Source organism: Gordonia insulae (genome assembly GCF_003855095.1).
GTDB classification, from domain to species: domain Bacteria; phylum Actinomycetota; class Actinomycetes; order Mycobacteriales; family Mycobacteriaceae; genus Gordonia; species Gordonia insulae.
Genome location: NZ_CP033972.1, coordinates 3,947,042 through 3,969,175, shown reverse-complemented (window position 1 = coordinate 3,969,175; position 22,134 = coordinate 3,947,042). Strand labels below are relative to the sequence as shown.

19 protein-coding genes, 2 tRNA genes and 1 pseudogene are annotated in these 22,134 nt (G+C 66.9%); 11 read left to right on the top strand and 11 right to left on the bottom strand.

Going from position 1 to position 22,134, the window contains the following annotated elements:
• Positions 1-19: 19 nt before the first annotated feature.
• The 6 genes from D7316_RS18035 to pknB all read left to right on the top strand — a co-directional run bounded on the left by D7316_RS18035 (position 20) and on the right by pknB (position 8,320).
• On the top strand, positions 20-490 hold the full coding sequence (locus D7316_RS18035; protein WP_124709479.1) for an FHA domain-containing protein FhaB/FipA: 471 nt from the start codon (positions 20-22) through the stop codon (positions 488-490).
• Positions 487-1,986 (top strand): PP2C family protein-serine/threonine phosphatase, encoded by a 1,500-nt coding sequence (locus D7316_RS18030; protein WP_124709478.1) that lies wholly within the window; start codon positions 487-489, stop codon positions 1,984-1,986. The genes D7316_RS18035 and D7316_RS18030 overlap by 4 nt, the downstream gene beginning before the upstream one ends.
• Positions 1,987-3,417, top strand: a complete 1,431-nt coding sequence (locus D7316_RS18025) for an FtsW/RodA/SpoVE family cell cycle protein (protein WP_124709477.1) — start codon at positions 1,987-1,989, stop codon at positions 3,415-3,417.
• Positions 3,414-4,919 (top strand): peptidoglycan D,D-transpeptidase FtsI family protein, encoded by a 1,506-nt coding sequence (locus D7316_RS18020; protein ID WP_124709476.1) that lies wholly within the window; start codon positions 3,414-3,416, stop codon positions 4,917-4,919. Before D7316_RS18025 ends, D7316_RS18020 begins: the two co-directional genes overlap by 4 nt.
• Entirely contained in the window at positions 4,919-6,298 is a 1,380-nt protein-coding gene (locus tag D7316_RS18015) for a serine/threonine-protein kinase (RefSeq protein ID WP_124709475.1), read from the top strand. Before D7316_RS18020 ends, D7316_RS18015 begins: the two co-directional genes overlap by 1 nt.
• Before the next feature lie 102 nt (positions 6,299-6,400).
• Positions 6,401-8,320 (top strand): Stk1 family PASTA domain-containing Ser/Thr kinase, encoded by a 1,920-nt coding sequence (pknB, locus tag D7316_RS18010; protein ID WP_124709474.1) that lies wholly within the window; start codon positions 6,401-6,403, stop codon positions 8,318-8,320.
• Between the two features lie 14 nt (positions 8,321-8,334).
• Here the strand turns inward: pknB and D7316_RS18005 are convergent, their stop codons facing one another.
• Entirely contained in the window at positions 8,335-9,018 is a 684-nt protein-coding gene (locus tag D7316_RS18005) for an aminodeoxychorismate/anthranilate synthase component II (protein WP_124709473.1), read from the bottom strand.
• Positions 9,019-9,237: 219 nt separating this feature from the next.
• On the opposite strand from D7316_RS18005, the gene crgA reads away from it, so the two are divergent.
• The gene (gene crgA, locus D7316_RS18000; protein ID WP_124709472.1) at positions 9,238-9,528 is read left to right on the top strand and encodes a cell division protein CrgA; all 291 of its coding nucleotides are present in this window, start codon (positions 9,238-9,240) and stop codon (positions 9,526-9,528) included.
• An 81-nt stretch (positions 9,529-9,609) separates the two neighbouring features.
• Complete coding sequence (locus D7316_RS17995; RefSeq protein WP_124709471.1) at positions 9,610-10,113, top strand: PH domain-containing protein; 504 nt, start codon at positions 9,610-9,612, stop codon at positions 10,111-10,113.
• Positions 10,114-10,134: 21 nt separating this feature from the next.
• On the opposite strand, the gene D7316_RS17990 is transcribed toward D7316_RS17995, so the two are convergent.
• The gene (locus D7316_RS17990; RefSeq protein ID WP_232016960.1) at positions 10,135-10,902 is read right to left on the bottom strand and encodes a rhomboid family intramembrane serine protease; all 768 of its coding nucleotides are present in this window, start codon (positions 10,900-10,902) and stop codon (positions 10,135-10,137) included.
• Positions 10,903-11,078: 176 nt separating this feature from the next.
• Positions 11,079-11,600 (bottom strand): peptidylprolyl isomerase, encoded by a 522-nt coding sequence (locus D7316_RS17985; RefSeq protein ID WP_124709469.1) that lies wholly within the window; start codon positions 11,598-11,600, stop codon positions 11,079-11,081.
• Positions 11,601-11,726: 126 nt separating this feature from the next.
• On the opposite strand from D7316_RS17985, the gene D7316_RS27185 reads away from it, so the two are divergent.
• The 3 genes from D7316_RS27185 to D7316_RS17975 all read left to right on the top strand — a co-directional run bounded on the left by D7316_RS27185 (position 11,727) and on the right by D7316_RS17975 (position 13,673).
• Positions 11,727-11,903 (top strand): hypothetical protein, encoded by a 177-nt coding sequence (locus D7316_RS27185; RefSeq protein ID WP_164473812.1) that lies wholly within the window; start codon positions 11,727-11,729, stop codon positions 11,901-11,903.
• A 637-nt stretch (positions 11,904-12,540) separates the two neighbouring features.
• Positions 12,541-13,059 carry a DUF4190 domain-containing protein gene (locus D7316_RS17980; protein WP_124709468.1) on the top strand — a complete coding sequence of 173 codons (519 nt, stop codon included), beginning with the start codon at positions 12,541-12,543 and terminating at the stop codon, positions 13,057-13,059.
• A 149-nt stretch (positions 13,060-13,208) separates the two neighbouring features.
• Positions 13,209-13,673, top strand: a complete 465-nt coding sequence (locus D7316_RS17975; protein ID WP_124709467.1) for a hypothetical protein — start codon at positions 13,209-13,211, stop codon at positions 13,671-13,673.
• Positions 13,674-13,988: 315 nt separating this feature from the next.
• Here the strand turns inward: D7316_RS17975 and D7316_RS17970 are convergent, their stop codons facing one another.
• The 8 genes and pseudogenes from D7316_RS17970 to gyrA form a co-directional block, all read right to left on the bottom strand.
• Entirely contained in the window at positions 13,989-14,717 is a 729-nt protein-coding gene (locus tag D7316_RS17970; RefSeq protein ID WP_124709466.1) for a hypothetical protein, read from the bottom strand.
• A gap of 250 nt (positions 14,718-14,967) precedes the next feature.
• The gene (locus tag D7316_RS17965; protein WP_124709465.1) at positions 14,968-15,462 is read right to left on the bottom strand and encodes an enoyl-CoA hydratase; all 495 of its coding nucleotides are present in this window, start codon (positions 15,460-15,462) and stop codon (positions 14,968-14,970) included.
• Between the two features lie 46 nt (positions 15,463-15,508).
• Positions 15,509-16,798, bottom strand: coding sequence for a hypothetical protein (locus D7316_RS17960; protein WP_124709464.1), 1,290 nt, complete (start codon positions 16,796-16,798; stop codon positions 15,509-15,511).
• 73 nt (positions 16,799-16,871) lie between these two features.
• Complete coding sequence (locus D7316_RS27495) at positions 16,872-17,216, bottom strand: hypothetical protein (protein ID WP_232016959.1); 345 nt, start codon at positions 17,214-17,216, stop codon at positions 16,872-16,874.
• A 969-nt stretch (positions 17,217-18,185) separates the two neighbouring features.
• Positions 18,186-18,261 (bottom strand) — tRNA-Ala (locus D7316_RS17950).
• Positions 18,262-18,321: 60 nt separating this feature from the next.
• A tRNA-Ile gene (locus D7316_RS17945) sits at positions 18,322-18,395 on the bottom strand.
• Between the two features lie 260 nt (positions 18,396-18,655).
• On the bottom strand, positions 18,656-19,531 hold the full coding sequence (locus tag D7316_RS17940) for a DUF3566 domain-containing protein (RefSeq protein ID WP_232016958.1): 876 nt from the start codon (positions 19,529-19,531) through the stop codon (positions 18,656-18,658).
• Positions 19,532-19,596: 65 nt separating this feature from the next.
• Positions 19,597-22,100, bottom strand: a pseudogene (gene gyrA / locus D7316_RS17935) (DNA gyrase subunit A).
• Positions 22,101-22,134 lie beyond the last annotated feature (34 nt).

Sequence of the window (22,134 nt, the reverse complement as noted above, 5' to 3'; positions counted from 1 at the left end):
GCTGGAGGTGAACACTTAAATGCAGGGCTTGGTGCTGCAGCTGACCCGTATCGGGTTCCTGCTGCTGCTCTGGCTGTTCGTCTACGCCGTCATCCGCACCCTTCGCGCCGACATTGCCACGGCCGGTGGTTCGCGTCTGGCGCGCTACACACGCAGCGAGAAGCGTCAGCGTTCCGGTGGTGCGCGTGCCGCCCGCGGGTCGGCACGCTATCTGGTCGTCACGCACGGCGCGTTGGCCAACACCCGCATCACCCTCGGCACACAGCCGGTGCTGCTCGGTCGCGCCGACGATTCGACACTTGTCCTCACCGACGACTACGCGTCCGAGCGGCATGCACGGCTGTCGCGGCGCGGCGACGACTGGTACGTCGAGGACCTCGGATCCACCAACGGCACGTACCTCGACCGGTCGAAGGTCACCACGGCCGTCAAGGTCCCGCTCAGCACGCCGATCCGCATCGGCAAGACCGTGATCGAGCTGCGCCCGTGACACTCGTGCTGCGCTACATCGCGCGAAGCGACCGGGGCCTGGTGCGCTCGAACAACGAGGACTCCGTCTACGCCGGCGCGCGTCTGCTCGCCCTGGCCGACGGCATGGGTGGTCACGCGGCCGGTGAGGTCGCCAGCCAGCTGGTGATCCAGGCGTTGCGCAACCTCGACGACGACGAGCCCGGCGGCGACCTGCTCGCACAGCTCGACCGGGCCACCCACAGCGGCAACGCCGCCATCGCCGCCCAGGTGGAACACTCCCCCGAGCTCGACGGCATGGGCACCACCCTCACCGCGATCCTGTTCGCCGGGAGCCGGATCGGCCTCTGCCACATCGGCGATTCGCGTGGCTACCTCTACCGCGACGGCCAGCTGGCCCAGATCACCCGCGACGACACGTTCGTCCAGACCCTCGTCGACGAAGGTCGCATCACCGCCGAACAGGCGCACACCCACCCGCAGCGGTCGCTGATCATGCGCGCGCTCACGGGGCAGGAGGTGGAGCCGACCCTGACCATCCGGGAAGCCCGCGCCGGTGACCGCTACCTGTTGTGCAGCGACGGGCTGTCGGATGTGGTCAGCGAGGAGACGCTCGCCGACACCCTCGGTTCCATCCCGGACCACAAGGAGTGCGCGGACCGCCTCATCGAACTCGCTCTGCGCGGTGGCGGTCCGGACAACGTGACGGTCATCGTCGCCGACGTGGTCGACACCGAGTACGGGGAATCCCGGCCCATCGTGGGCGGTGCGGCCGGCGGGGACGACGAGGGCTACACCCCGAATCCGTCCACCGCGGCCGGACGGGCGGCAGCGCTGCGTCCGCCGGCGGCCGAGCCGCAGCGGCCCACCATCATGGCCGATGAGACGCCGCCGCCACGGAATCCGCGCCGCCGCTGGCTCGTGGGCGGGGTCGCGGTCTCGGTGATCGCGCTGCTGATCGCCGGGTTCTTCGTCACCCGCTCGATGGTGCGCAACAACTACTACGTCGGCGCCAGTGACGGTGACGTGGTCATCTATCAGGGATCACCCGACAAGGTGCTGTTCCTCGACCTCAGTTCGGCCAATCAGCTGGCCTGCGTCACCGGGCTCGACCAGGCGGACCCGCAGATCGAGTTCGCCGACCACGACGCCGCCGACACCTGCACGCCGTTGCAGACCTCGGACCTCGCCGAACTCGACCGCAACGCCGTCACCGGGAACTCGATCCGGAACATGCCGCTCGCCGATGCGCAGAATCGGGTACAACAGCTGAATTTCCTTCCGCTGTGCCCGGATCCGCTGCCCGCGCCGGCACCCGCACCGGCCCCGGCACCCGGCGCGGCACCGAGCCCGGCGACCGCATCGCCGACGCCACCCGCTCCCGGTACACCCGCGACCGCACCGGCGCCCGGCACCGGACCGACCCAGCCGAGTTCCCCCAGCGGGTCGACCACGACCTCGCTGCAGTCACCCGCGCAGTACGACAGCGACGGCAACAAGATCTGCCGAGGCCACTAGATGAGCCAACCGTCGGGTCCCGTCCACGCCCCACCGCGTCAGCCACCGGAACAGACCGGTCGGACCGCGGAACTCGTGCTGCTCGGATTCGCCATCGGACTGGTGACGGTGGCCCTGCTCATCGTGCAGGCCGCGCAGGGGCAGAGCATCACCTGGGATCTCGCGAAATACGTTGCCGCCTACATCCTCCTGTTCGGTGGGGCGCACCTCGTGGTCCGTCGATACGCGCCGCACGCCGATCCCCTGCTGCTGCCGGTGGTCGCCGTGCTCAACGGCCTGGGCCTGGTGCTGATCCACCGACTCGACCTGGGCACCGGCCGCACCGGCGAGACCGTCAACACGACCGACGTCACGCACAATGCCGATCAGCAGTTGCTGTGGGCGGTGCTGGGCATCATCGTGTTCGCCGCGGTACTGATCTTCATCCGTGACCACCGGACGCTGTCGCGGTACGCATACACCCTGGGCCTGGGAGGTCTTGTCCTCCTGATCATCCCGGCGATCCTGCCGTCGTCGATGTCGCAGATCAACGGATCGAAGAACTGGATCATCACGCCGTTCTTCTCCATCCAGCCCAGCGAGTTCGCCAAGATCCTCATCATCATCTTCACCGCGGCGTTCCTGGTGTCCAAGCGTGATCTGTTCACCACCGCGGGAAAACACTTCCTGGGCATGGACTTCCCGCGCGCCCGCGACCTCGGACCGCTGCTCGCCGCCTGGTTCGTCTCCATCGCCGTGCTCGCCTACTCGTCGGACCTGGGCAGCTCGCTGCTGATCTTCTCGACGATGCTGACCATGGTCTACGTCGCCACCGAACGCGCGAGCTGGCTGGTGCTCGGCGTGACACTGTTCGTCGTCGGTGCGTTGCTCGCCTACCAGCTGTTCGCGCACCTGCAGGTGCGTGTCGAGATCTGGCGGGATCCGTTCAGCGACTTCGACGGTGCCGGCTACCAGATCGGACAGAGCCTGTTCGGGCTCGCCACCGGCGGCCTGTTCGGCACCGGTCTGGGTTCCGGTCGACCCAACATCGTGCCGTTCGCCAACACCGACTTCATCATCGCGACCATCGGTGAGGAGCTGGGTCTGGTCGGGCTGGCCGCGATCCTGGTGCTGTACCTGATCTTCGTGATGCGCGGCCTGCGTACCGGGATCGCCGTGCGCGACAGCTTCGGGAAACTGCTCGCCACCGGGCTCTCGTTCACCATCGCGGTGCAGGTGTTCGTGGTGGTCGGTGGTGTCACCAAGCTCATCCCGCTGACCGGTCTCACCACACCGTTCCTCTCCTACGGCGGGTCGTCGCTGCTGGCGAACTACATCCTGCTGGCGTTGCTGATCCGCATCTCCAACGCCGCCCGGGAACCCGACCCCACGCGGAAACGGCCGCCGCCCAAGAGCATCGACTCGGCGCCCACGCGGGTGGTGACCCGATGAACAAGCCGATCCAGCGCGTGTCCGTGGCGGTCATCCTGATGATCGTCGCGCTCCTCGCCAACGCCACCTATGTGCAAGTGTTCAAAGCCGATGCGCTGCGTGCCGATCCCCGCAACAACCGGGTGCTGCTCGACGAGTACGCGCGTCAACGCGGGTCGATCACCGCCGACGGCGGCTCCGTGGTGGCGGTCTCGGTGCCCACCGACAGCCGACTCAAGTTCCTGCGCACGTATCCGCCGAACGGCGCCGAGGCGTTCGCCCCGGTGACCGGCTATTACTCGTTCCAGTACGGCAGTACCGGTCTGGAGCTCTACGAGAACTCGATCCTCAACGGCAACGACGACCGGTTGTTCGGCCAACGGTTCATGGACATGTTCTCCGGCCGGGACCCGCGCGGCGGCAACGTGGTCAGCACGATCGTCCCGCGGCTGCAACGCGCCGCCTACGACGGACTGCGCAACGGATGTCAGGGTGGCTGCCGCGGCGCGGTCGTGGCCCTGCAGCCCAACACCGGCAAGATCCTCGCGATGGCCTCGACACCGAGTTACGACCCGAACAAACTGGCGAGCCACGACCAGAATGTGCGCGAACGCAACTGGGCGGCCTGGAATCAGCCGGGTGACACGGACAACCCGATGCTGAACCGGGCGATCAACCAGCTCTATCCGCCGGGATCGACGTTCAAGGTGGTGACCACCGCCGCGGCGTTGCGGGACAACATCTCTCCCGACATCCGGCTCACCGCGGCGCCGTCGATCGTGCTGCCGGGAACGGAGACCTCGCTGACCAACTACGGCGGCCAGACGTGCCCCGGGTCGTCGGGCGGCACGGTGTCGCTGGTGCAGGCGTTCAAGTATTCGTGCAACACCGCATTCGTCGATCTCACGACGAGCAAGATGAAGGATCCGATCACCGTGTTCCGTGAGACGGCGCAACGCTTCGGCCTCGACGAGAAGCAGCCCGACACCCCGCTGCCGGTCTCGCGCTCGACCGTCGGAGAGATCCCCGATCGCGCGGCACTCGGGCAGGCCTCCATCGGTCAGCGCGACGTGCGGGTGACACCGATGCAGATGGCGATGATCGCGTCCACGGTCGCCAACGGCGGCGTCCGGATGCAGCCCTACCTGGTCGACAAGCTGCAGGCGGCGGATCTGCGGACCCTGCAGACCACCCAGCCGACCACCATCAACGAGCCGATCAGTTCGGATCAGGCCGCCACCCTCACCTCGATGATGATCGAGTCCGAACGCAGCACCCAGGGTGCCGGCGGTCCCGTCTCGATCGCGTCCAAGACCGGCACGGCCGAACACTCGGCCACCTCCGATGTCGAGTCCGAGACGCCGTACTCCTGGTACATCGCGTTCGGGCCGTCGTCGAACGCACAGATCGCGGTCGCCGTCATCGTGGAGAACGGGGATCCCGGACCGGCATCGACAGGGGGTACGGTGGCGGCTCCGATCGGACGAGCAGTGATCAACGCATTGGTGGGAGGTGCGAGCTGATGACATTGCAGAGCGGCACCACCATCGCCGACCGCTACCGGCTGATGCGCCTCATCGCCACCGGTGGCATGGGTCAGGTGTGGGAGGGACTCGACACCCGGCTCAATCGGCGGGTGGCCGTGAAGGTGCTCAAGGCCGAGTACTCGCACGACCCGGAATTCACCGCACGTTTCCGCGCGGAGGCCCAGACCACCGCGAAGCTCAACGACCCGGGTATCGCCAACGTCTTCGACTACGGCGAGACGCCGGATCGCGGCGGCGGCGAGCCGTTGGCCTACCTGGTCATGGAACTCGTCGACGGTGAGCCGCTGAACTCGGTGATCTCCCGGATGGGCCGGCTCTCACTGACCAACAGTCTCGACATGCTCGAGCAGACCGGACGTGCGTTGCAGGCGGCGCACACCAAGGGTCTGGTGCACCGCGACGTGAAGCCCGGCAACATCTTGATCACGCCGACCGGACAGGTGAAGATCACCGACTTCGGCATCGCCAAGGCGGTGGACTCGGCGCCGGTCACCCAGACCGGCATGGTCATGGGCACCGCGCAGTACATCTCGCCGGAGCAGGCGACCGGCGACGAGGCGACCGCGGCGTCGGACGTCTACTCGCTCGGTGTGGTCGGATACGAGGCCCTTACCGGCCGCCGTCCGTTCCTCGGCGACGGTGCCATCACGGTCGCGATGAAGCACATCCGCGAGACCCCACCGCCGCTGCCGACGACGGTTCCGGCGAACGTGCGTGAGCTGATCGACATCACGCTGTCGAAGGATCCGCGTCAGCGTTACGCCAACGGCGGTGAGTTCGCCGACGCGGTCGCCGCGATCCGTGCAGGTCATCGTCCGCCACGGCCGGGTGCCATCGCCGGAGCCGCCGCCGCGGGTGCCGTGGGCGGGGCTGCGGCCGCCGCCGCGATGCGACCGTCGGCGACCCGCGCGATGACCGGGACGTCGGCGTCACGGCCGTCGACCGCGCGCACCACCAGCCGTCCGCCCAGCCGGCCGGTGCCACCCGCCGACGACAACAGCTGGACCACCGGACAGAAGGTGCTGGCCGGCGTGGCCGCGGCGCTGCTGGTCGCGGCGCTCGGCCTGATCGGCTATTGGCTGCTGAACCTGAACTCGTCGCCCGCCGAGGTGCCGGCACCGTCGTCGACGACGACGATCACCGAGACCACCACGCAGGCCCCGGAGACCACCGAGGAACAGCCGGAACCTACGACCCGCGAACGCACGACCACGCGGGAGACCACGACGGAAGAGACGACGACCGAGGAGGCGCCGACGACCACCGAGGTCCCGGACACCACCGACCCCGGCGCACCGACCGCCGAACAGCCACAGTTCCCCACGTTCACCATCCCCGGTCTCCCGGGCGGATGAGTTGGCGATAATGGGTGAGGTGTCGGTTCGAGAGACGGCCCGGTCCGGCGTGGCCGGGCGCCATGCGCGATCGGAACAGCGAAAGATGGTGAGCGCACGGTGATGTCGACGCCCCACCATCTGTCCGATCGCTATGAGCTCGGCGAGACACTCGGCTTCGGCGGAATGTCGGAGGTGCATTTCGCGCGCGATCTCCGACTGCATCGTGACGTCGCGGTCAAGGTGTTGCGCGCCGATCTGGCCCGCGACCCCACGTTCTATCTGCGATTCCGGCGCGAGGCGCAGAACGCCGCCAAGCTGAACCATCCGACGATCGTGCAGGTCTTCGACACCGGCGAGGCCGAGACGCCCGACGGTCCGCTGCCGTTCATCGTGATGGAGTACGTCGACGGCGAGACGTTGCGCGATGTCCTGCGGTCGAACGGCCCGGTGTCACCGCGGCAGGCGATGACGTGGATGGCCGACGTCGCCGCCGCGATGGACTTCTCCCATCGCAACGGAATCGTGCACCGCGACATGAAACCGGCCAACGTGATGATCGACAAGGCCGGCGCGGTCAAGGTGATGGACTTCGGCATCGCCCGGGCGATGAGCGATTCGACGTCGACGATGACGCAGACGTCCGCGGTGATGGGTACCGCGCAGTACCTCTCGCCCGAGCAGGCACGCGGCATCAAGGTCGATCCGCGCAGCGACATCTACTCGATGGGCTGCGTGCTGTTCGAACTGATGACCGGCGAGCCACCGTTCACCGGCGACTCCCCGGTCGCCGTCGCACACCAGCACGTGCACGAGGATCCGCCGTGGCCGTCGTCGATCCGGCCGGAGATCCCGCGCGAGCTGGATTCGGTGGTCCTCAAGGCGATGAGCAAGAACCCGGCCAACCGCTATCAGTCGGCCGCCGATCTGCGATCCGACCTGATCAAGGTGCTCGCCGGGGGCAAGCCGTCGGCGCCCATGCTGCTGTCCGACGAGGACCGCACCGAGTTCATGGACAGCGGCCCGCGTCGGGCACTGACCGATTCCGGCCCCCGACGTCCCGTCACGTCGCATCGTCGCGATCCCGACGGCGACGATGACGCATCGACCCCCCGCCGACGCATGCGCGGACTGGTGATCGGTGCTGTCGCGGCGGTGGTGGTGCTGGTGGCCGGACTGCTGTTGTGGTCGCCGTGGGGTTCCGACGTCGCGCGGCAGGTGCCGGTGCCCACTGTGGTGGGTCAGCCGTCGACGCAGGCGCGCGACAGTCTCGAGAAGGCCGGATTCCGGGTGAAACAGCTCGACGAACCCAGCCTCGACGTCGCTGCGGGATCGGCGACCCGGTCGACGCCCGCCGAGAACGTGCTGGCGTCGGAGGGGTCGGAGATCACGCTGTACATCTCGACCGGTCCACAACGCCACAAGATGCCCGACCTGCGCGGAAAGATGCCGGACGAGGCGACCGAGGCGCTGCGGGTCCTCGGTTTCTCGAATGTGAAGACCGATCGGGTGGACTCGACCGGTGAGCTGAAGGACAAGGTGGTCAACACCACGCCGCCGACCGGAGCCGAGGCGCCGGTGAACGGCGCCGTCGTCGTGCATGTGGGCAACGGACCCAAGGAGATCACCGTGCCCGACGTCACCGGGCAGACCGAGGATGCCGCCCGCACGGTGCTCGAGCAGGTCGGCCTCCGCGTGGTCACCGTCGCCGGTGACTCCGAGTTGCCGGCCGGTCGCGTGGTGAGCAGTTCCCCCGACGGCGGCGTCACGGTGGAGCAGGGCAGCACGATCCAGATCGTGGTGTCCCGCGGCAACATGTTCGTGATGCCCAACCTGCGCGGTCAGACGCCGGCGCAGGCCCGGGGCACTCTCGCCGGGGCCGGCTGGGAGGACACCACACTCACCCGATCGAGCCGCAACGTGCCGATCACCAGCCCCGATGACGGCAAGGTCATCGGCCAGAGCCCGGCCCCCGGGTCGCGGGTACGCAAGGACGGCTCGGTGTCGATCGTGGTCGGCCAGGGCAGTCTGTTACCCGGCTGACGGTCGGTGTGCGGTCAGCCGATCGCTTCGGCCATCTCGGATTCGAGGACGGCGACCCTCGACTCCGGGACGTCGACGCCGCACACCGCCAGCCAGTTGGCGAGCATGCGATGACCGCCCTGGGTGAGGACGCTCTCCGGGTGGAACTGCACGCCATGGATGGGCAGCTCGCGATGCCTCATCGCCATCACGATGCCGGATTCGGTGCGGCCGGTGACGATCAATTCGTCGGGGATCGTCTCGGGCAGCACGGTCAATGAGTGATAGCGCGTCGCGGTGAACGGGTCAGGCAGGCCGGCGAGCACACCGCCGCCGTCGTGGAACACCTGCGACGTCTTGCCGTGCAGAAGTTCGGGTGCCCGGTCGACGGTGCCCCCGAAGGCCGCGCCGATCGCCTGGTGACCGAGGCAGACGCCGAGGAGCGGGGTGCCACGGTCGCGCGCCACGCCGACCATCGGGATGGTCACGCCCGCGCGCTGCGGCGTGCCCGGACCCGGACTGAGGAGTACGCCGTCGAATCCCTCGACCGCTGCGGCCGGGTCGTCGAGCTGCGGGTCGTCGTTGCGCCACACCACGGCCTCGACGCCGAGCTGGCCGAGGTACTGGACCAGGTTGTAGACGAAGCTGTCGTAGTTGTCGATGACCAGGATGCGGCCGGTGGTCGATCCGGCTCCCACGTGCGCAGACGGCTGATTCACCCCGTCAGGCTACCGCGGGTGACCGGGGCCGGGACACGCGGTTTTCCCAGGTGCGGAACGTGCTGGTCGCCGCGACGTTGTCGGGTCGGCGACCTGGTGAGATACCGTAGACAGGAGTTCTTGCGAGAGCGGCGGATCGCCGAGTACCGGTGTTGACCCTCCCGGCACCGCCGCGCCGACCGACAGCCCGATGAGCTGTTCAGCACTACAGAGGAAGTCATGCCGAAGTCAAAAGTCCGGAAGAAGACCGACTACACCATCAATCCGGCCAGCCGTACGCCGGTGAAGGTGAAGGCCGGGCCGTCGAGCAACATCTACGTCTGGATCATGCTCGGCCTGATGCTGCTCGGACTCGCCTGGCTCATCGTGTTCTATCTCGTGGCGACCCCGTCGGCACTCGGCGCCGAGGGCAAGGCGTTGCACTGGATGTACAACCTCGGCCCGTGGAACTTCTTGATCGGATTCGCCCTGATGGTGGTGGGTCTGTTGATGACGATGCGGTGGCGCTGACCGGTCTACTCACATGTGTGTAATTCATCCACACTGTGGAAATCACATGTGTGTAATCCATCCCCACTGTGAGTAATCCCTGTGGATAACTCTGCCTCTGTGTCCACATGGGCGTGGTCGCCGTCTCGTGCGGCCGGTGGCGCGCTGGCCGTCGGGGGCGTGATCCTGCTGGTCGCAGCCGTGATCGCGGCCTCGGACCCGGCCGGACTGGTGCTCATGGGGATCGCCGGACTGATGCTGTTGGGTTTCGCGGCGCACGCGTTGGTGATCCGGCCGCGACTGGCCGTGACGAGCCTCGACGGACAGCCGGCCGTGGTGATCCGTTCCCTCGGCGGCACCCACACGTATCCGCGCGATCGCATCGAGCGGATCCGCCTGCTGGACTTTCGACGCATCGGCCGGCGCACCGGTCAGCTCGAGTTCGACTTTCTGAACGATGATGCGCCGACGACGGCGATCGTAGACGGTCTGCGCGACGACACCCGGCTCGTGGTGTTCGGTCGCTGGGACCTCGGAGCCGACCTCAGCGACGTCGCAGACGAACTCCGTCGCGCCGGGTTCGTCGTCGACGACCAGCGCGCCTAGCCGCCTGGCCCGCCGGGGCCGCTACCCGACGAGGATGTGGGTGTTCGCGTAGGAGATTCCGACACCGACGCTGACGGCCACCGCCGCGACGAGCAGCACGGCCACCGCGATCCATCCGACCCGGGCGACCGAGGTCGCGGTGCGACGTTCCTGCGGCAACACCCACTGCGGGAGAAAGATGATCCCCGCGGTTGCGGCGGCGCCGAAGACGAGACCGCCGACGTGGGCGAGCAGCGAGATGTTGGGGATCGTGATCGACAGGACCAGGTTGAGCGCGATGATCGAGATCACCGGGACCGGCGACACCCGCGCCTTCAGCACGACCACGAGAACCGCACCCATCAGACCGTAGATCGCCCCCGAGGCGCCGGCGTTGATGGCCGTACCCGAACCGAGCGCCATCACCGCCGCACTGCCGCCGAGTAGCGCGGTGAAATACACGGCGAGGTAGCGCGGGATGCCGATGGCGATCTCGAGGTCGCGGCCCAGCACGTAGAGCGAGATCATGTTGACCGCGATGTGGGTCACGGAGAAGTGCAGGAAGCCCGCGGTGAACAGCCGCCAATACTCGCCGTCGGCGACCCACGGTTTGACCAGGGCCCAGTCGACGAACAGCTGCGAGCGCACCATCTCGAAGCCCCGCGCCTGCAAGACGCAGACGGCGAAGATGATCAGGTTGATCCCGATCAGCCCGTAGGTCGCATATGGCCGCGACGCCACCATCGGCTTGGCGACCATCGGACTGATGCCGCGATCACCGAAGGTCGGCCGTACCGCCGCCCTCTGCACACCGTCGTTGCGCAGGCACTCGACGCAGTGCTGGCCGACGGCAGCCGAACGCAGGCACTCCGGGCACGCCGGCCGCCCGCACCGGCTGCAGGACAGGCCGGTCGGGCGGTCGGGATGCCGGAAGCACACCGCCGGCGGACCGGCGGTGTACTGCGGACCGGGGTGGTGCGGCCCGGTCAGTTGAGTTCGATCTTCTGGATGACGACCTCGTCGAGCGGGCGATCGGCGCGGTCGGTGGAGGTCGTCGCGATGGCGTCGACGATCTTCTGCGACTCGGGGTCGACGACCTCACCGAAGATGCTGTGCTTGCGGTTCAGGTGCGGGGTGGGGCCGACGGTGATGAAGAACTGCGAGCCGTTGGTGCCCGGGCCGGCGTTGGCCATCGCCAGCAGGTACGGGCGATCGAACTGCAGCTCCGGGTGGAACTCGTCGGCGAACTGATACCCGGGGCCGCCACGGCCGGTTCCGGTGGGGTCGCCGCCCTGGATCATGAAGCCCTCGATGACGCGGTGGAAGACCGAGCCGTCGTAGAACGGGCCGCTGTTGCCGCCGGATGCGTTCGGCTGGCTGTACTCCTTGGAGCCGTCGGCGAGGCCGGTGAAATTGGCCACCGTCTTGGGCGCGTGGTTGCCGAAGAGTTCGACAACGATGTCGCCGCGGTTGGTGTGAAGTGTCGCGGTCTGCTTCTGAGTAGTCACATGTCCATCCAACCACTTGTACGGCGATCGGGGCTCGGCCCTCCGCGAACAAACGGGACGTCGGCCGACGGTGACGCCGTGGACCCGAGGTGACAGGTGGTCTGTCCGGCTGGCACGCTGGTGGGCATGTCGAACAAGTACGTGTGGACCGCGGTGTCGGTGCTGGCCTCGTTGCTCGCGACCGCGGTCGCAGTGGTCGTCGTGCGCCGCTCTCGCCGCGAGCCACCGACGGTGTCGGCCACGATCCCGCGCGTCGAAGAACTCAACGCACACCGCGGTGACGCGACGTCGGCGACCTCGTGACACGGACCGCGGCCCGGTACCCACGACCGATCAGCCACCGGTAGCGGCGCGGTCTGCGCGCCCGCAACGGTAATTTGTAATGGTGACCTCCGACGACAGCTCGCGCCGACCCGCCGATTCGGGCCCTCCCGAGAGCGGGGCCGACGACGACGGGTCAGCGGCCTCGACGAACATGCCGGTGTCCGCACCGTGGGAGCGTCGCCCCACCGCTCCGGTCACCGCACCCGGTTCGCCACCGCCGCCGACCTCCGGACCGCCCCGCACCTCGGGCAATGCTCCCCCACCGGGAAGGCCCGCCCCCCGACCACCTCAGTCCGGCGCGCCCGGTCCGGGCGGTCCTCCACCTCGGAACGTCCCGCCACGCGGACCCGGTGGTCCCGGTCCCGCTCCTCGCGGTAATCCCCCGCCGCCCGGCGGAGCTCCCGGTGCAGGCGTTCCGCCGTGGAACACGGCACCTCCCGGCGCTCGGAACTCGCCGCCGCCACGCCGCGGCGGTCCCCCGCCTCCCGGCTACCGACCGCCCCCCGGCCAGCGTCCGCCACCGCCGGGTCGTCCCGGACGGCCTCCCGGCGGTCCTCCGCGTGCCGCCGGCCCCGGAAGCCCTGCGCCGAGTGCCGCACCCACCCGGGCCGCATCGATGCCGCGTCCCGCCGACGCACCGAACCAACCCACCACCCGCACCCCGGGCGAGCCCGGTGCCGACCAGGAGACCAGCCGCGTCGCGCGGCCGGAGCCGTTCCTCGGGCCACCAGACGACTTCGAACCGATCGATCCCTCGACGACGGACGACCGGGCCGAGGACAACGACGCCGATCGTCCGCGGGCCTACTCGGCGACAACCACCATCGACGAAGCTGTTCCGGAGGAACCCGTGCCGCCACGCAGCCGTTCCGAGGCCGCCCGGCCGTCCCGTACCGCTGCAGCATCTCGCCGTCCGACCAACCGCACCGCGATCTGGGCTCTGGTCCTCTCCATCCTGGGGATCACCGCGCCGATCGGCCTCTACCTCGGCTACCGTGCGCGGTCGAGCATCGCCCGAACCCGCGAGCTCGGTGAACCATTTGCACGCGTTGCCATCTGGCTCGGCTGGCTGTACGTGGTGGTCTTCGTGCTCGCGTTGATCACGTACTTCTGGATCGCGGGTCAGGGCTCCTAGCAGCTCGAACCGCTTCGGGGTCACTGTCGTTCGGGTAGACGACAGCGAACTCTGTTGAGCGGGTGCGGTTCCTCATGGATGAATCGTGTTCGATACGGTTGCGGTCGAACCGGGCGACGCCTCGCCAGAATCGATCCGAAAGGACTGACGTGTTCCGTCGATCCCTAGTGCTCGTCTGCAGTGCCGTTGCGTTGATCGTGGTGTCGATCGTCGGGACGGGCGCGGCGAACGCCCGGCCATACGAAGCTCCCCGAATCAGCCAGTACTCCCAAGACATCTGGTCGGTCGGCGCCAACAACGGATGCCGCGGAGCCATCCACGTCGGCATCCAGGTCGATCAACAACAGCCGGGGAAAGCATTCATCACCCTCACCCCACGCGCATTTGTCGGTGACGGACCAGGGTGGCAAAGGAATCCGGTCTGCAAGATCCGCAGCAAGGTCGTCGTCGACTTCTTTAGGTCGACGCCACAATGGGAGCGCACGGTCACGGCAGGACCCCGCGGCGGGCGCCAGATCCGACTAACCGTCACACCCGGCTCCGGACTGCACCAAATCGTCGTCGGCGGAACAGGTACGAGCGTGGGATCGGCAAATTACCTCATCGTTCCCTGACGCCCGCGCCGCGAATAAGCCAGTACAGCGAAGACGTCTGGGCTGTCGGCGGAAACAGCGGTTGCCGAGGCCGCAATCCATGTCGGCATCACCGTCGACCGCAGAGCACCGGGAAAGGCCTTCGTGACCTACACACCACGTGCATTCACTGGCGACGGGGCGGCAAGCCCGTGCGGCAGATGATTCGACCCAGTTCAGGACTCCATGTCCTGTCATACGTCGGTAACGGAATCGCTTTTCCGACAAGCAACTACACGCTATTTCCCTGATCGCGTCAGCTGATAGGTTGCTGCCACGCCTGCCTGGTGCCAGCGCTCATATCGGCGCCCGGGTGTGGGTATGCCTGGTGAGCGCAGCGAGTTGTTCCAACGATCCCCACGTCGACTGTGAGAAGCGTTCCTGTGCCCCAGTGTCGACCGCTGTTCCGTCTCCCAGTACGGGCTCGTAGTCGAGTCCGATCACTCCGGCGACTTTGCCCGACACCACGTCGATCAGCATGTCTGTCAGCGCCTGGTGATTCAATGTCGGTACCTGGCAGCAGATCACGACAATTGTGCGTCCCAGCACACCGGCATGGTCCCACTCTGTGAATATCTCGCGCGCACGATTCAGGAGATCGGGTCTGGGGGCCGCCACGAGAACTGGTGTGACGCTCTGCAGTTCGGTGGCCTCGAGCTCGCTCAGTACGGTCAATGGTCGGGCACCTGCGTCTACGACAGGGACTGCTCCGAAGCGCCAGGAATGCAGAACAACGTCGGTCACGGCTGCGTCGGGCGCCGGAAGCAGTCCGGTGCCGGAAGCCGTCCGCAGGAGCGCTTGGTCGCCCGTAGCGCGCAGGCGCTGATGCAGGTCGCCATCGTTGCCGGCGGCGTCCACCCACCACGACGCACCCCCGAGTGACCTTGCTGCCCGGTACTCAGCCAATAACGCCGAAACCACCGAAGCGCCGACGCCACCCGCTGTTCCGCACACAACCACGCTGCGCTCAGCCGTGTTCGGCGGATGGATCGGATCAGGCTGCTGGCTCTGCGCGTCCTCGCTCATCGTCACTCTCGAAGGTCTCGTGCTGTTCGATGGTCACGGGCACGGCCATCGCGTCCGCTTGCCGCGCTTAGTCTACTGACGAGTGGATCCTCCGTCGAAAGTCATGGGCTGGCCGGCAGTTCTTGCAAGTCACCCGTAGCGACACACATGCGGAGTTTCCGCCATTGTCGAGGAGCACACTTCGTGCTGTTCGGTGTACCGGATCGCGGATCACCGACAGCACATGCGCCACAATTCAAATCGATTCGAGTCAGGGAATCACCGTGTACATGGTGTTGCCGTAGCCTTGCGGCACCCTGGCCTTGGTAATTGACGCAAATGTTGCGATCGTGAGTAGGGCCAGGCCGGAACCGGTATGGATATCGCGAACCACCTTCTCTCCCTTTCGTGAACCGAACGAGACTTTGAAGAAGGTCTGTCGCGCATAGGCTTTGCCGCTTGTGGAGCTGATATTGACCAGGAACCGACACCGCGGATCGCGTCTCCAGCCCGCACCGTCGCCCGTGAAGCCGAACGACGTGAGAGTGAATCGCACGATGCCTCGCTTGCCCTTCGGCGTCACCATTCCGACGTTGAACGCACCCCGACAGGAGTCATGATCTCCGAGGGTTCCGACGTTGTCGGTGAACGCTGTCGTCAGCCGCGGCAGCTGGGGCTCAGCCGATGCTGTGCCCGCTCCCAGCCAGGTCATCGCTCCCATGACGACGACCACGGCTAGCGCACTGAGCTTTCGATTGAACATCATTGCTCCGACTCGGTGAGGAGCGTCGGTTCATCCGGGAGGCCGCGAATTATCTGGCTTCCTGTGGCCACGCGACCTCCGAGCCTGGCGCCGCGGACTCCAGTTGTTTACTGTGCTGCTTGGTGTAGTCGCGCGCCGACTTCTCGCCCTGCTTCGCGCCGCCACCCAGCAATCCGTACGGTGCCAACGCCTGCTCCACCGACCAATGCGCCTTCGCAGAACCCACCTGCACGTTGACGTCGCCGCGGTTGTTGACGACGTACTCGACAGGAGGAAGGCCGGACTTGCGCGCTTCGTCTGCGGCCAAGGTGAACTCGAACTGATTGGCACCGGGATTCGGGAGTGGCTTCGCCTTCGGAGCGTGGGGCCCGCCCTGCTTCCAAGGCTCATCGGGATGGGCACCGGGATCGCCGGCGCCGAGAGCGTACGCAAGCGCACCACCCGCAGTGCCGCCGACCGCTGCGCCGACGGCAGCACCCGCTGCACCGACGCCAATAGCACCGATCGCGCCGCCGGCCGCTAGTCCGATACCAGCTCCGGCGGCGGCTCCCAATCCGATCAATCCCGGATATGCAGGGGTAGCGGCAAATGGAGAGAAGATGACGCCGTTATAGATCGCTCCCGCAACGGCCCCAACGCCGGTACCGATAACAGCGCCCCCGACGCCACCCAGCACCGCAGCCGGAATGCCCAGCGTCACAGCGCCGGCGGTGCCGCCGGTCATCACTCCGATGATGGTCGATGCCGCCTGGCGTGACGCCTCATCCTCGGGCACCCCGACCGAGATCAACCCTTGAGCGATCTTCGCCTCGCCGTACGCCGACCAAGCGTTGATCGAGTTGACGTCCTTCTTCGACATCCCCTTCGGGATCTCCGTGACGAAGTTGCCGACACGGATCTTCTCGGGCGGCGGCGCGATCGGCCGGACCGGGGCGGTGGGCCGTGGTGCGGTCAGGGGACGATTCGGCACCGGGTTATAGGCGTTGTCGTACGACGGCGCAGTGTAGGTCCCGGGTTCCACATACGGTTGGTACGGCGCTTCCTGCGGCGGAGCCGGAATCGAACCCGGGCCCGGGTTGTACGCAGGTGCCACCTCTGGCGTGGGCGTGGTGCCCCCCTGCTGAGGAGCAGGTGCGTCCGGTGTGGTGCCGCCTTGCTGCGGCGCGGTGTCACTCGGGCTTGTGCCGCCCTGCTCGGGGACCGCCTGTGCCATACCGGCCCCCAGACCGGTCGCGATCGTCGCTGCCAGCGCCGCCGATGTCACGGTCATCCGCAACGGCACGCGTCGCTCGTCGGTCTCGTGCCGGTGGCGTGACGCGCGTTTGGGTTGGTGAGCCATGCGTGATGGTTCCTTTCGTTGACTACTCCCCGCAGGAGTCAGTGGTCTCGATGTGTGCGCCGGTGGCGCATGGTCATTCGGTGGATTTGATCGACAGGATCCAGGTCTTTCCGCGGGCCTCGACCGTCTGAATGATCTGGCGGTAGACGATCGGCACGGCCCCGGGTTCAGGCGGGATCTCGGTGAGCACCACTGCGTACGTGTCGGTTCCGCGTTTGGTGATCGACAGACAATGCTGGGTACCCGCGGGGCGCTGGTCGATGTACTTCTGCATCACATCCCGTGAGGCGACTGCATTCGGTGCCGCCACCGAGCGTGCCTTCACCGCGGATCGCTGCGTGTAATACGCATAGTTGAAAGCCTTGATCACGCCGGGCCCGGAATTCTGATCACCGGAGTCGTGTCCCGTCGTGACCACGCCGTCTGTCGAGGACCGACAGTCGTCTCCCCCCGCTTGTGGAGTTGACGTGGTGGAGCTCGGTGCGGGCGCGGACTGTTGGGTGACCGAGTCATCGTCATCACCACCGAGTTGGCCAACTGCCAGTACGGCTGCGACAGCGATGACGAGTACCGCTGCCCCCGCCCCCACGATCGGGCGTCGGTGGTCCTTCCAGAATCGCGACGGTCCGCCGCCTTTGGGCGTCACGGTGCGAACACGCATCTGCTCGAAAAGGTCGTCGGCGGTCGCTGGACCATCGTGTGGCTCGGCGTCGGTCGCGGCGGGTGCGTGCGTAGGTACCTGATCGGATCCGCGCTGCTCAGGTTCTGGGACGGTCGGCTCGTATGGGACTTCCGGTGCCGGGGCAGGTGGCGCGCCGACTGTTACCAGTCGCGTAGCCGACAGTGCGCGGGCCAGCTCCCGAGCCGGGGTCTCGTTCCCGGCGGGCCACGCGGGTATGTCCGCGAACCACTCGGGTCGGCTTCCGCTCAGCACCGCGCCGCTCCGTCATGAGAATGGCCGGCGTGCTCGCGCACAGACGTCCGGAGCGCAGCGCGCAACGCCGCGTCGCCGCGCAGCGCGGACAACTCCCCCTGTGTCGCCACGGAACCCCGAAGAACATGCACCCGACATAGTCGACGACCCATTGCCGACGAGTCCCTCCCGGCCTCATCGGCGTTGTGCCGCCGCCCGGATTCTTCCATGACCGTTGGAGAAGTCTGGTGTCGGTACCGGCCAGTGTGAGCAACACCGGCCGAATTCATTCGGTCGGATTACGCAGACTGAGATTGCAGCGGCCGCGGACTGTCCAGCGTTGTGACCGAATTGTTTCCCGTGAAACCATCCACATCCAACGGGCGATGAGGTTGGAGCCGGGCGTGACCGATTCACACTGTGACCGATGATGAGATTTCTCTCGCGGCCGAACACGCGAGAGGATCGAAAAACTGGTGGAGCCTAGGAGATTCGAACTCCTGACATCTGCCTTGCAAAGGCAGCGCTCTACCAACTGAGCTAAGGCCCCGGACCGGTCGGGTGACGACCGAACTGGGTGCGAATCGGGTGTGCGGAACACCTCTCGCAGTGGGCCTAGGAGGACTTGAACCTCCGACCTCTTCGTTATCAGCGAAGCGCTCTAACCGCCTGAGCTATAGGCCCTTGAACCGAGGTGTGAGATTACCCGACCTATCCCCGGATAACCAAAACGGGCTGGTCGGGGTCTCGATACGCGGCTCCTTCGTCGCCGCTACTCGACCAACGGGATGCGGCTCGCCCCCGCTACTCGACCAACGGGAACCTGGCTCGCGTCCGCTGCACGAGCGACGGGATCCGGCTCGGCGCCACCGGACGTGCGACTTGTCACGCACACTCGACAAAGACGCCCCTTGCCGAGGGCAAGGGGCGTCCGTCGAACGTGCTCAGTCCAGATCGGCGAGTGTCACCTCGGCACCGCCGATGAGATCGGCGCAGAGGTTGTAGATATACGCACCGATGGTGGCCAGGGCGGTCAACAGGATGGCGTTGATCGCTCCCAGGAGAACAGCCCAACCGAACACCGCGCCGGCGCCGATGATGTCGCCCTCGCTGCTCGAGCCGTCGGCCGTGACAAGAGTGCCGAACGAACTGTTCACCTGGTCCCAGACACCCATGCCGTCGAGGATCAGGTACAGCACGGCAACGGAGATCATCCAGATGAGGAACCCCGCCACCGACAGCACTGCGGCGATCTTGAACGTCGCCCACGGGTCGATCCGACGGATCTGCACCGATGCCCGCAGCGCACGGGTCGCCCCGATCTCGGTGGGCGCCGACCGCTGCTGCACCGGTGCCTGCGGCGGCGGTGCATTCACGTGGTGGATCGCGTCGAGATTGGGCAGCTTCTCCGCCGGCAGGTCGTCGCGATCGATGTGACGCGTCGGCGATTCGACGAACTTCTCCGTCGAATCGTCCGTCGCCGTCGCCGTGCCGCCACGCGACTCGGCCCCTTCACGCGGATCGTCGAGCTTGGTGATCGGCGCCTGCTGACCCGACATGCTGGCGGCCGCCGTCGCGCTGACGATCCCGCGCGGCGGCGGACCCGACTGCCGAGCCGTCCCGTTCGGGCCGTCACCCTGCTGCGACGGTCCGTGCGGCCCCGTCGGCGCAGGTCCGGAACCAGATCCGTTCGGACCACGCTGCCACGGCGGCACGAGGCCACCGGGTGCGGTCCCCTGCGGCCCCGGACCAGATGCCGCTTGGGGACCGACGTCCCCGTTGGTCGGCTTCTTGTCGTCCGGTGTGTTCGGTGAGCTCACTGGCATTCCCTCTTCGAGTGGTCGTACGACCCACACTAACGGCTACCCCACACGTACCCCCGCTGCTACTTGCCGGAAGTCGCCGATCCGTCCGATTCTTCGTCCGGCTCGTCGGCATTGCGCGCGATGGCGATGACCGTGGTGCCCTCGTCGAGGTTCATCAGGCGAACCCCCTTCGTCTGACGGCCGGCCTTTCGGACACTCTTCGCCGCGGTTCGGATGACGCCGCCACCGGAGGTGATGGCATACAGCTCCGAGTCGTCATCGACGATCAGCGCACCGATCAACTCGCCGCGTCGACGATCGTGGGCGATGGTCAGCACGCCCTTGCCACCGCGGCCCTGGACCGGGTAGTCGTCCATGCCGGTGCGCTTCGCGTAGCCACCCGACGTCGCGACCAGCAGATATGTCCCCTCGCGGACCACGTTGAGCGAGAGCAGCTCGTCGTCGCCGTTGAAGCGCATTCCCTGCACACCCGAGGTCTGCCGGCCCATCGGCCGCAACGCCTCGTCGTCGGCGTGGAAGCGGATCGACTGTCCCTTCTGCGACACCAGCAGCAGATCGTCGTCGGCGCTGCACAACTGTGCACCCACCAACTCGTCCTCGCCGCGCAGGTTGATCGCCGCGATACCGCCCGAGCGGTTCGAGTCGAAGTCCTCGAGCTTGGACTTCTTGACCAGGCCGTTGCGGGTGGCGAGCACCAGGTACGGCGCGTCCAGATACGTCTTCAGCTGGATGACCTGCGCGATCCGCTCCTCCGGCTGGAAGGCCAGCAGGTTCGCGACGTGCTGACCGCGGGCCGTCCGGTTGGCCTCCGGCAATTCGTAGGCCTTCGCCCGGTAGACCCGACCCTTCGTGGTGAAGAAGAGGATCCAGTCGTGCGTGGAGCTGACGAAGAAGTGCTTGACGATGTCGTCCTGCTTGAGGCCGGCGCCCTGCACACCCTTGCCACCGCGGCGCTGACTGCGATACAAGTCGGTCTTGGTGCGCTTGGCGTAACCGGTCTCGGTGATCGTGACGACGACGTCCTCACGCGCGATCAGATCCTCGTCGGTGACGTCGCCGTCGGCAGCGATGATCTTGGTGCGGCGCTCGTCGCCGTACTTCTCGACGACGACCTTCAGCTCGTCACGCACGATGGCACGCTGACGCTCCGGCTTGGCGAGGATGTCCTCGAGGTCGGCGATCTCCCGCTCGATCTCGGCCAACTCGTCGACGATCTTCTGACGCTCCAACGCCGACAGGCGACGCAGCTGCATGGCCAGGATCGCGTCGGCCTGGATGTCGTCGATGTCGAGCAGATCGATCAGTCCGTTACGCGCGGCCTCGGTGTTCGCCGATGCGCGGATCAGGGCGATCACCTCGTCGAGCGCATCGAGTGCCTTGACCAGACCGCGCAGGATGTGCGCGCGTTCCTCGGCTTTGCGCAACCGGTAGCGCGTCCGACGCACGATGACGTCGATCTGATGGGCCACATAGAAGCGGATCATCTGGTCCAGCCGCAGGGTGCGGGGCACCCCGTCGACGATCGAGAGCATGTTCGCGCCGAAGCTCGTCTGCAGCTGGCTGTGCTTGTAGAGATTGTTCAGCACCACCTTCGCCACGGCGTCGCGGCGCAGGGTGACGACGATCCGCATGCCGACGCGATCCGAGGACTGATCCTCGATTCGGCTGATGCCCTTGAGTTTTCCTTCGTTCACCTGCTCGGCGATCGACTGGATCAGGTTATCCGGGTTGACCTGATACGGCAGTTCGGTGACCACAAGGGTGGTGGTGCCCTTGTTCTCCTCGATGTCCACGACGCTGCGCATCCGGATGCTGCCCCGCCCGGTCGTGTAGGCATCGCGAATACCCTGGCCGCCGACGATCAGTCCGGCGGTCGGGAAGTCCGGTCCCTTGATGGATTCCATACACGCGGCGAGGGTGACCTCGTCGTCCGCATCGGGATTCTCGAGTGCCCAGAACACCGCGTCGGCAACCTCATTGAGGTTGTGCGGCGGGATGTTGGTGGCCATACCGACGGCGATGCCACCGGATCCGTTGATCAGCAGGTTCGGGATGCGCGCGGGCAGAACCGTCGGCTCGTTGGTCTTGCCGTCGTAGTTGGGCGTGAAATCGACTGTCTCCTCGTCGATGTCACGCAGCATCTCCATCGCCAGCGGTGTCAGGCGGGCCTCGGTGTAACGCATGGCGGCCGCACCGTCGTTGCCGCGCGACCCGAAGTTGCCCTGCCCGTCGATGAGCGGGTACCGCATCGACCACGGCTGGGCCAGACGCACCAACGCGTCGTAGATCGCGGTGTCGCCGTGCGGGTGATAGTTACCCATCGTCTCCGCAACGGGTTTCGCCGATTTGACGTAACTGCGATCGGGTCGGAAGCCCGCGTCGTAGGACGCGTACAACAGGCGACGATGCACCGGTTTGAGACCGTCGCGCACCTCGGGAAGGGCGCGCCCGACGATCACGCTCATCGCGTAATCGATGTAACTGTTCTGCATCTCCTGGCCGAGATCGACCGGTTCGATGCGGTCCCCGGCGCCGTCGGCGGGGGCAGCGTTGTGTCAGTCATGAAGGTTCCTTCTCAGACATCACGAGTGAGTCTG

Coding starts and splice junctions, on each gene's coding strand:
- D7316_RS18020 (WP_124709476.1), top strand. CDS start 3,414: ATGAACAAGCCGATCCAGCGCGTGTCCGTGGCGGTCATCCTGATGATC.
- crgA (WP_124709472.1), top strand. CDS start 9,238: ATGCCGAAGTCAAAAGTCCGGAAGAAGACCGACTACACCATCAATCCG.
- D7316_RS17980 (WP_124709468.1), top strand. CDS start 12,541: ATGCCGCGTCCCGCCGACGCACCGAACCAACCCACCACCCGCACCCCG.
- D7316_RS27185 (WP_164473812.1), top strand. CDS start 11,727: ATGTCGAACAAGTACGTGTGGACCGCGGTGTCGGTGCTGGCCTCGTTG.
- D7316_RS18025 (WP_124709477.1), top strand. CDS start 1,987: ATGAGCCAACCGTCGGGTCCCGTCCACGCCCCACCGCGTCAGCCACCG.
- D7316_RS17965 (WP_124709465.1), bottom strand. CDS start 15,462: ATGATGTTCAATCGAAAGCTCAGTGCGCTAGCCGTGGTCGTCGTCATG.
- pknB (WP_124709474.1), top strand. CDS start 6,401: ATGTCGACGCCCCACCATCTGTCCGATCGCTATGAGCTCGGCGAGACA.
- D7316_RS18015 (WP_124709475.1), top strand. CDS start 4,919: ATGACATTGCAGAGCGGCACCACCATCGCCGACCGCTACCGGCTGATG.
- D7316_RS18035 (WP_124709479.1), top strand. CDS start 20: ATGCAGGGCTTGGTGCTGCAGCTGACCCGTATCGGGTTCCTGCTGCTG.
- D7316_RS17970 (WP_124709466.1), bottom strand. CDS start 14,717: ATGAGCGAGGACGCGCAGAGCCAGCAGCCTGATCCGATCCATCCGCCG.
- D7316_RS17960 (WP_124709464.1), bottom strand. CDS start 16,798: ATGGCTCACCAACCCAAACGCGCGTCACGCCACCGGCACGAGACCGAC.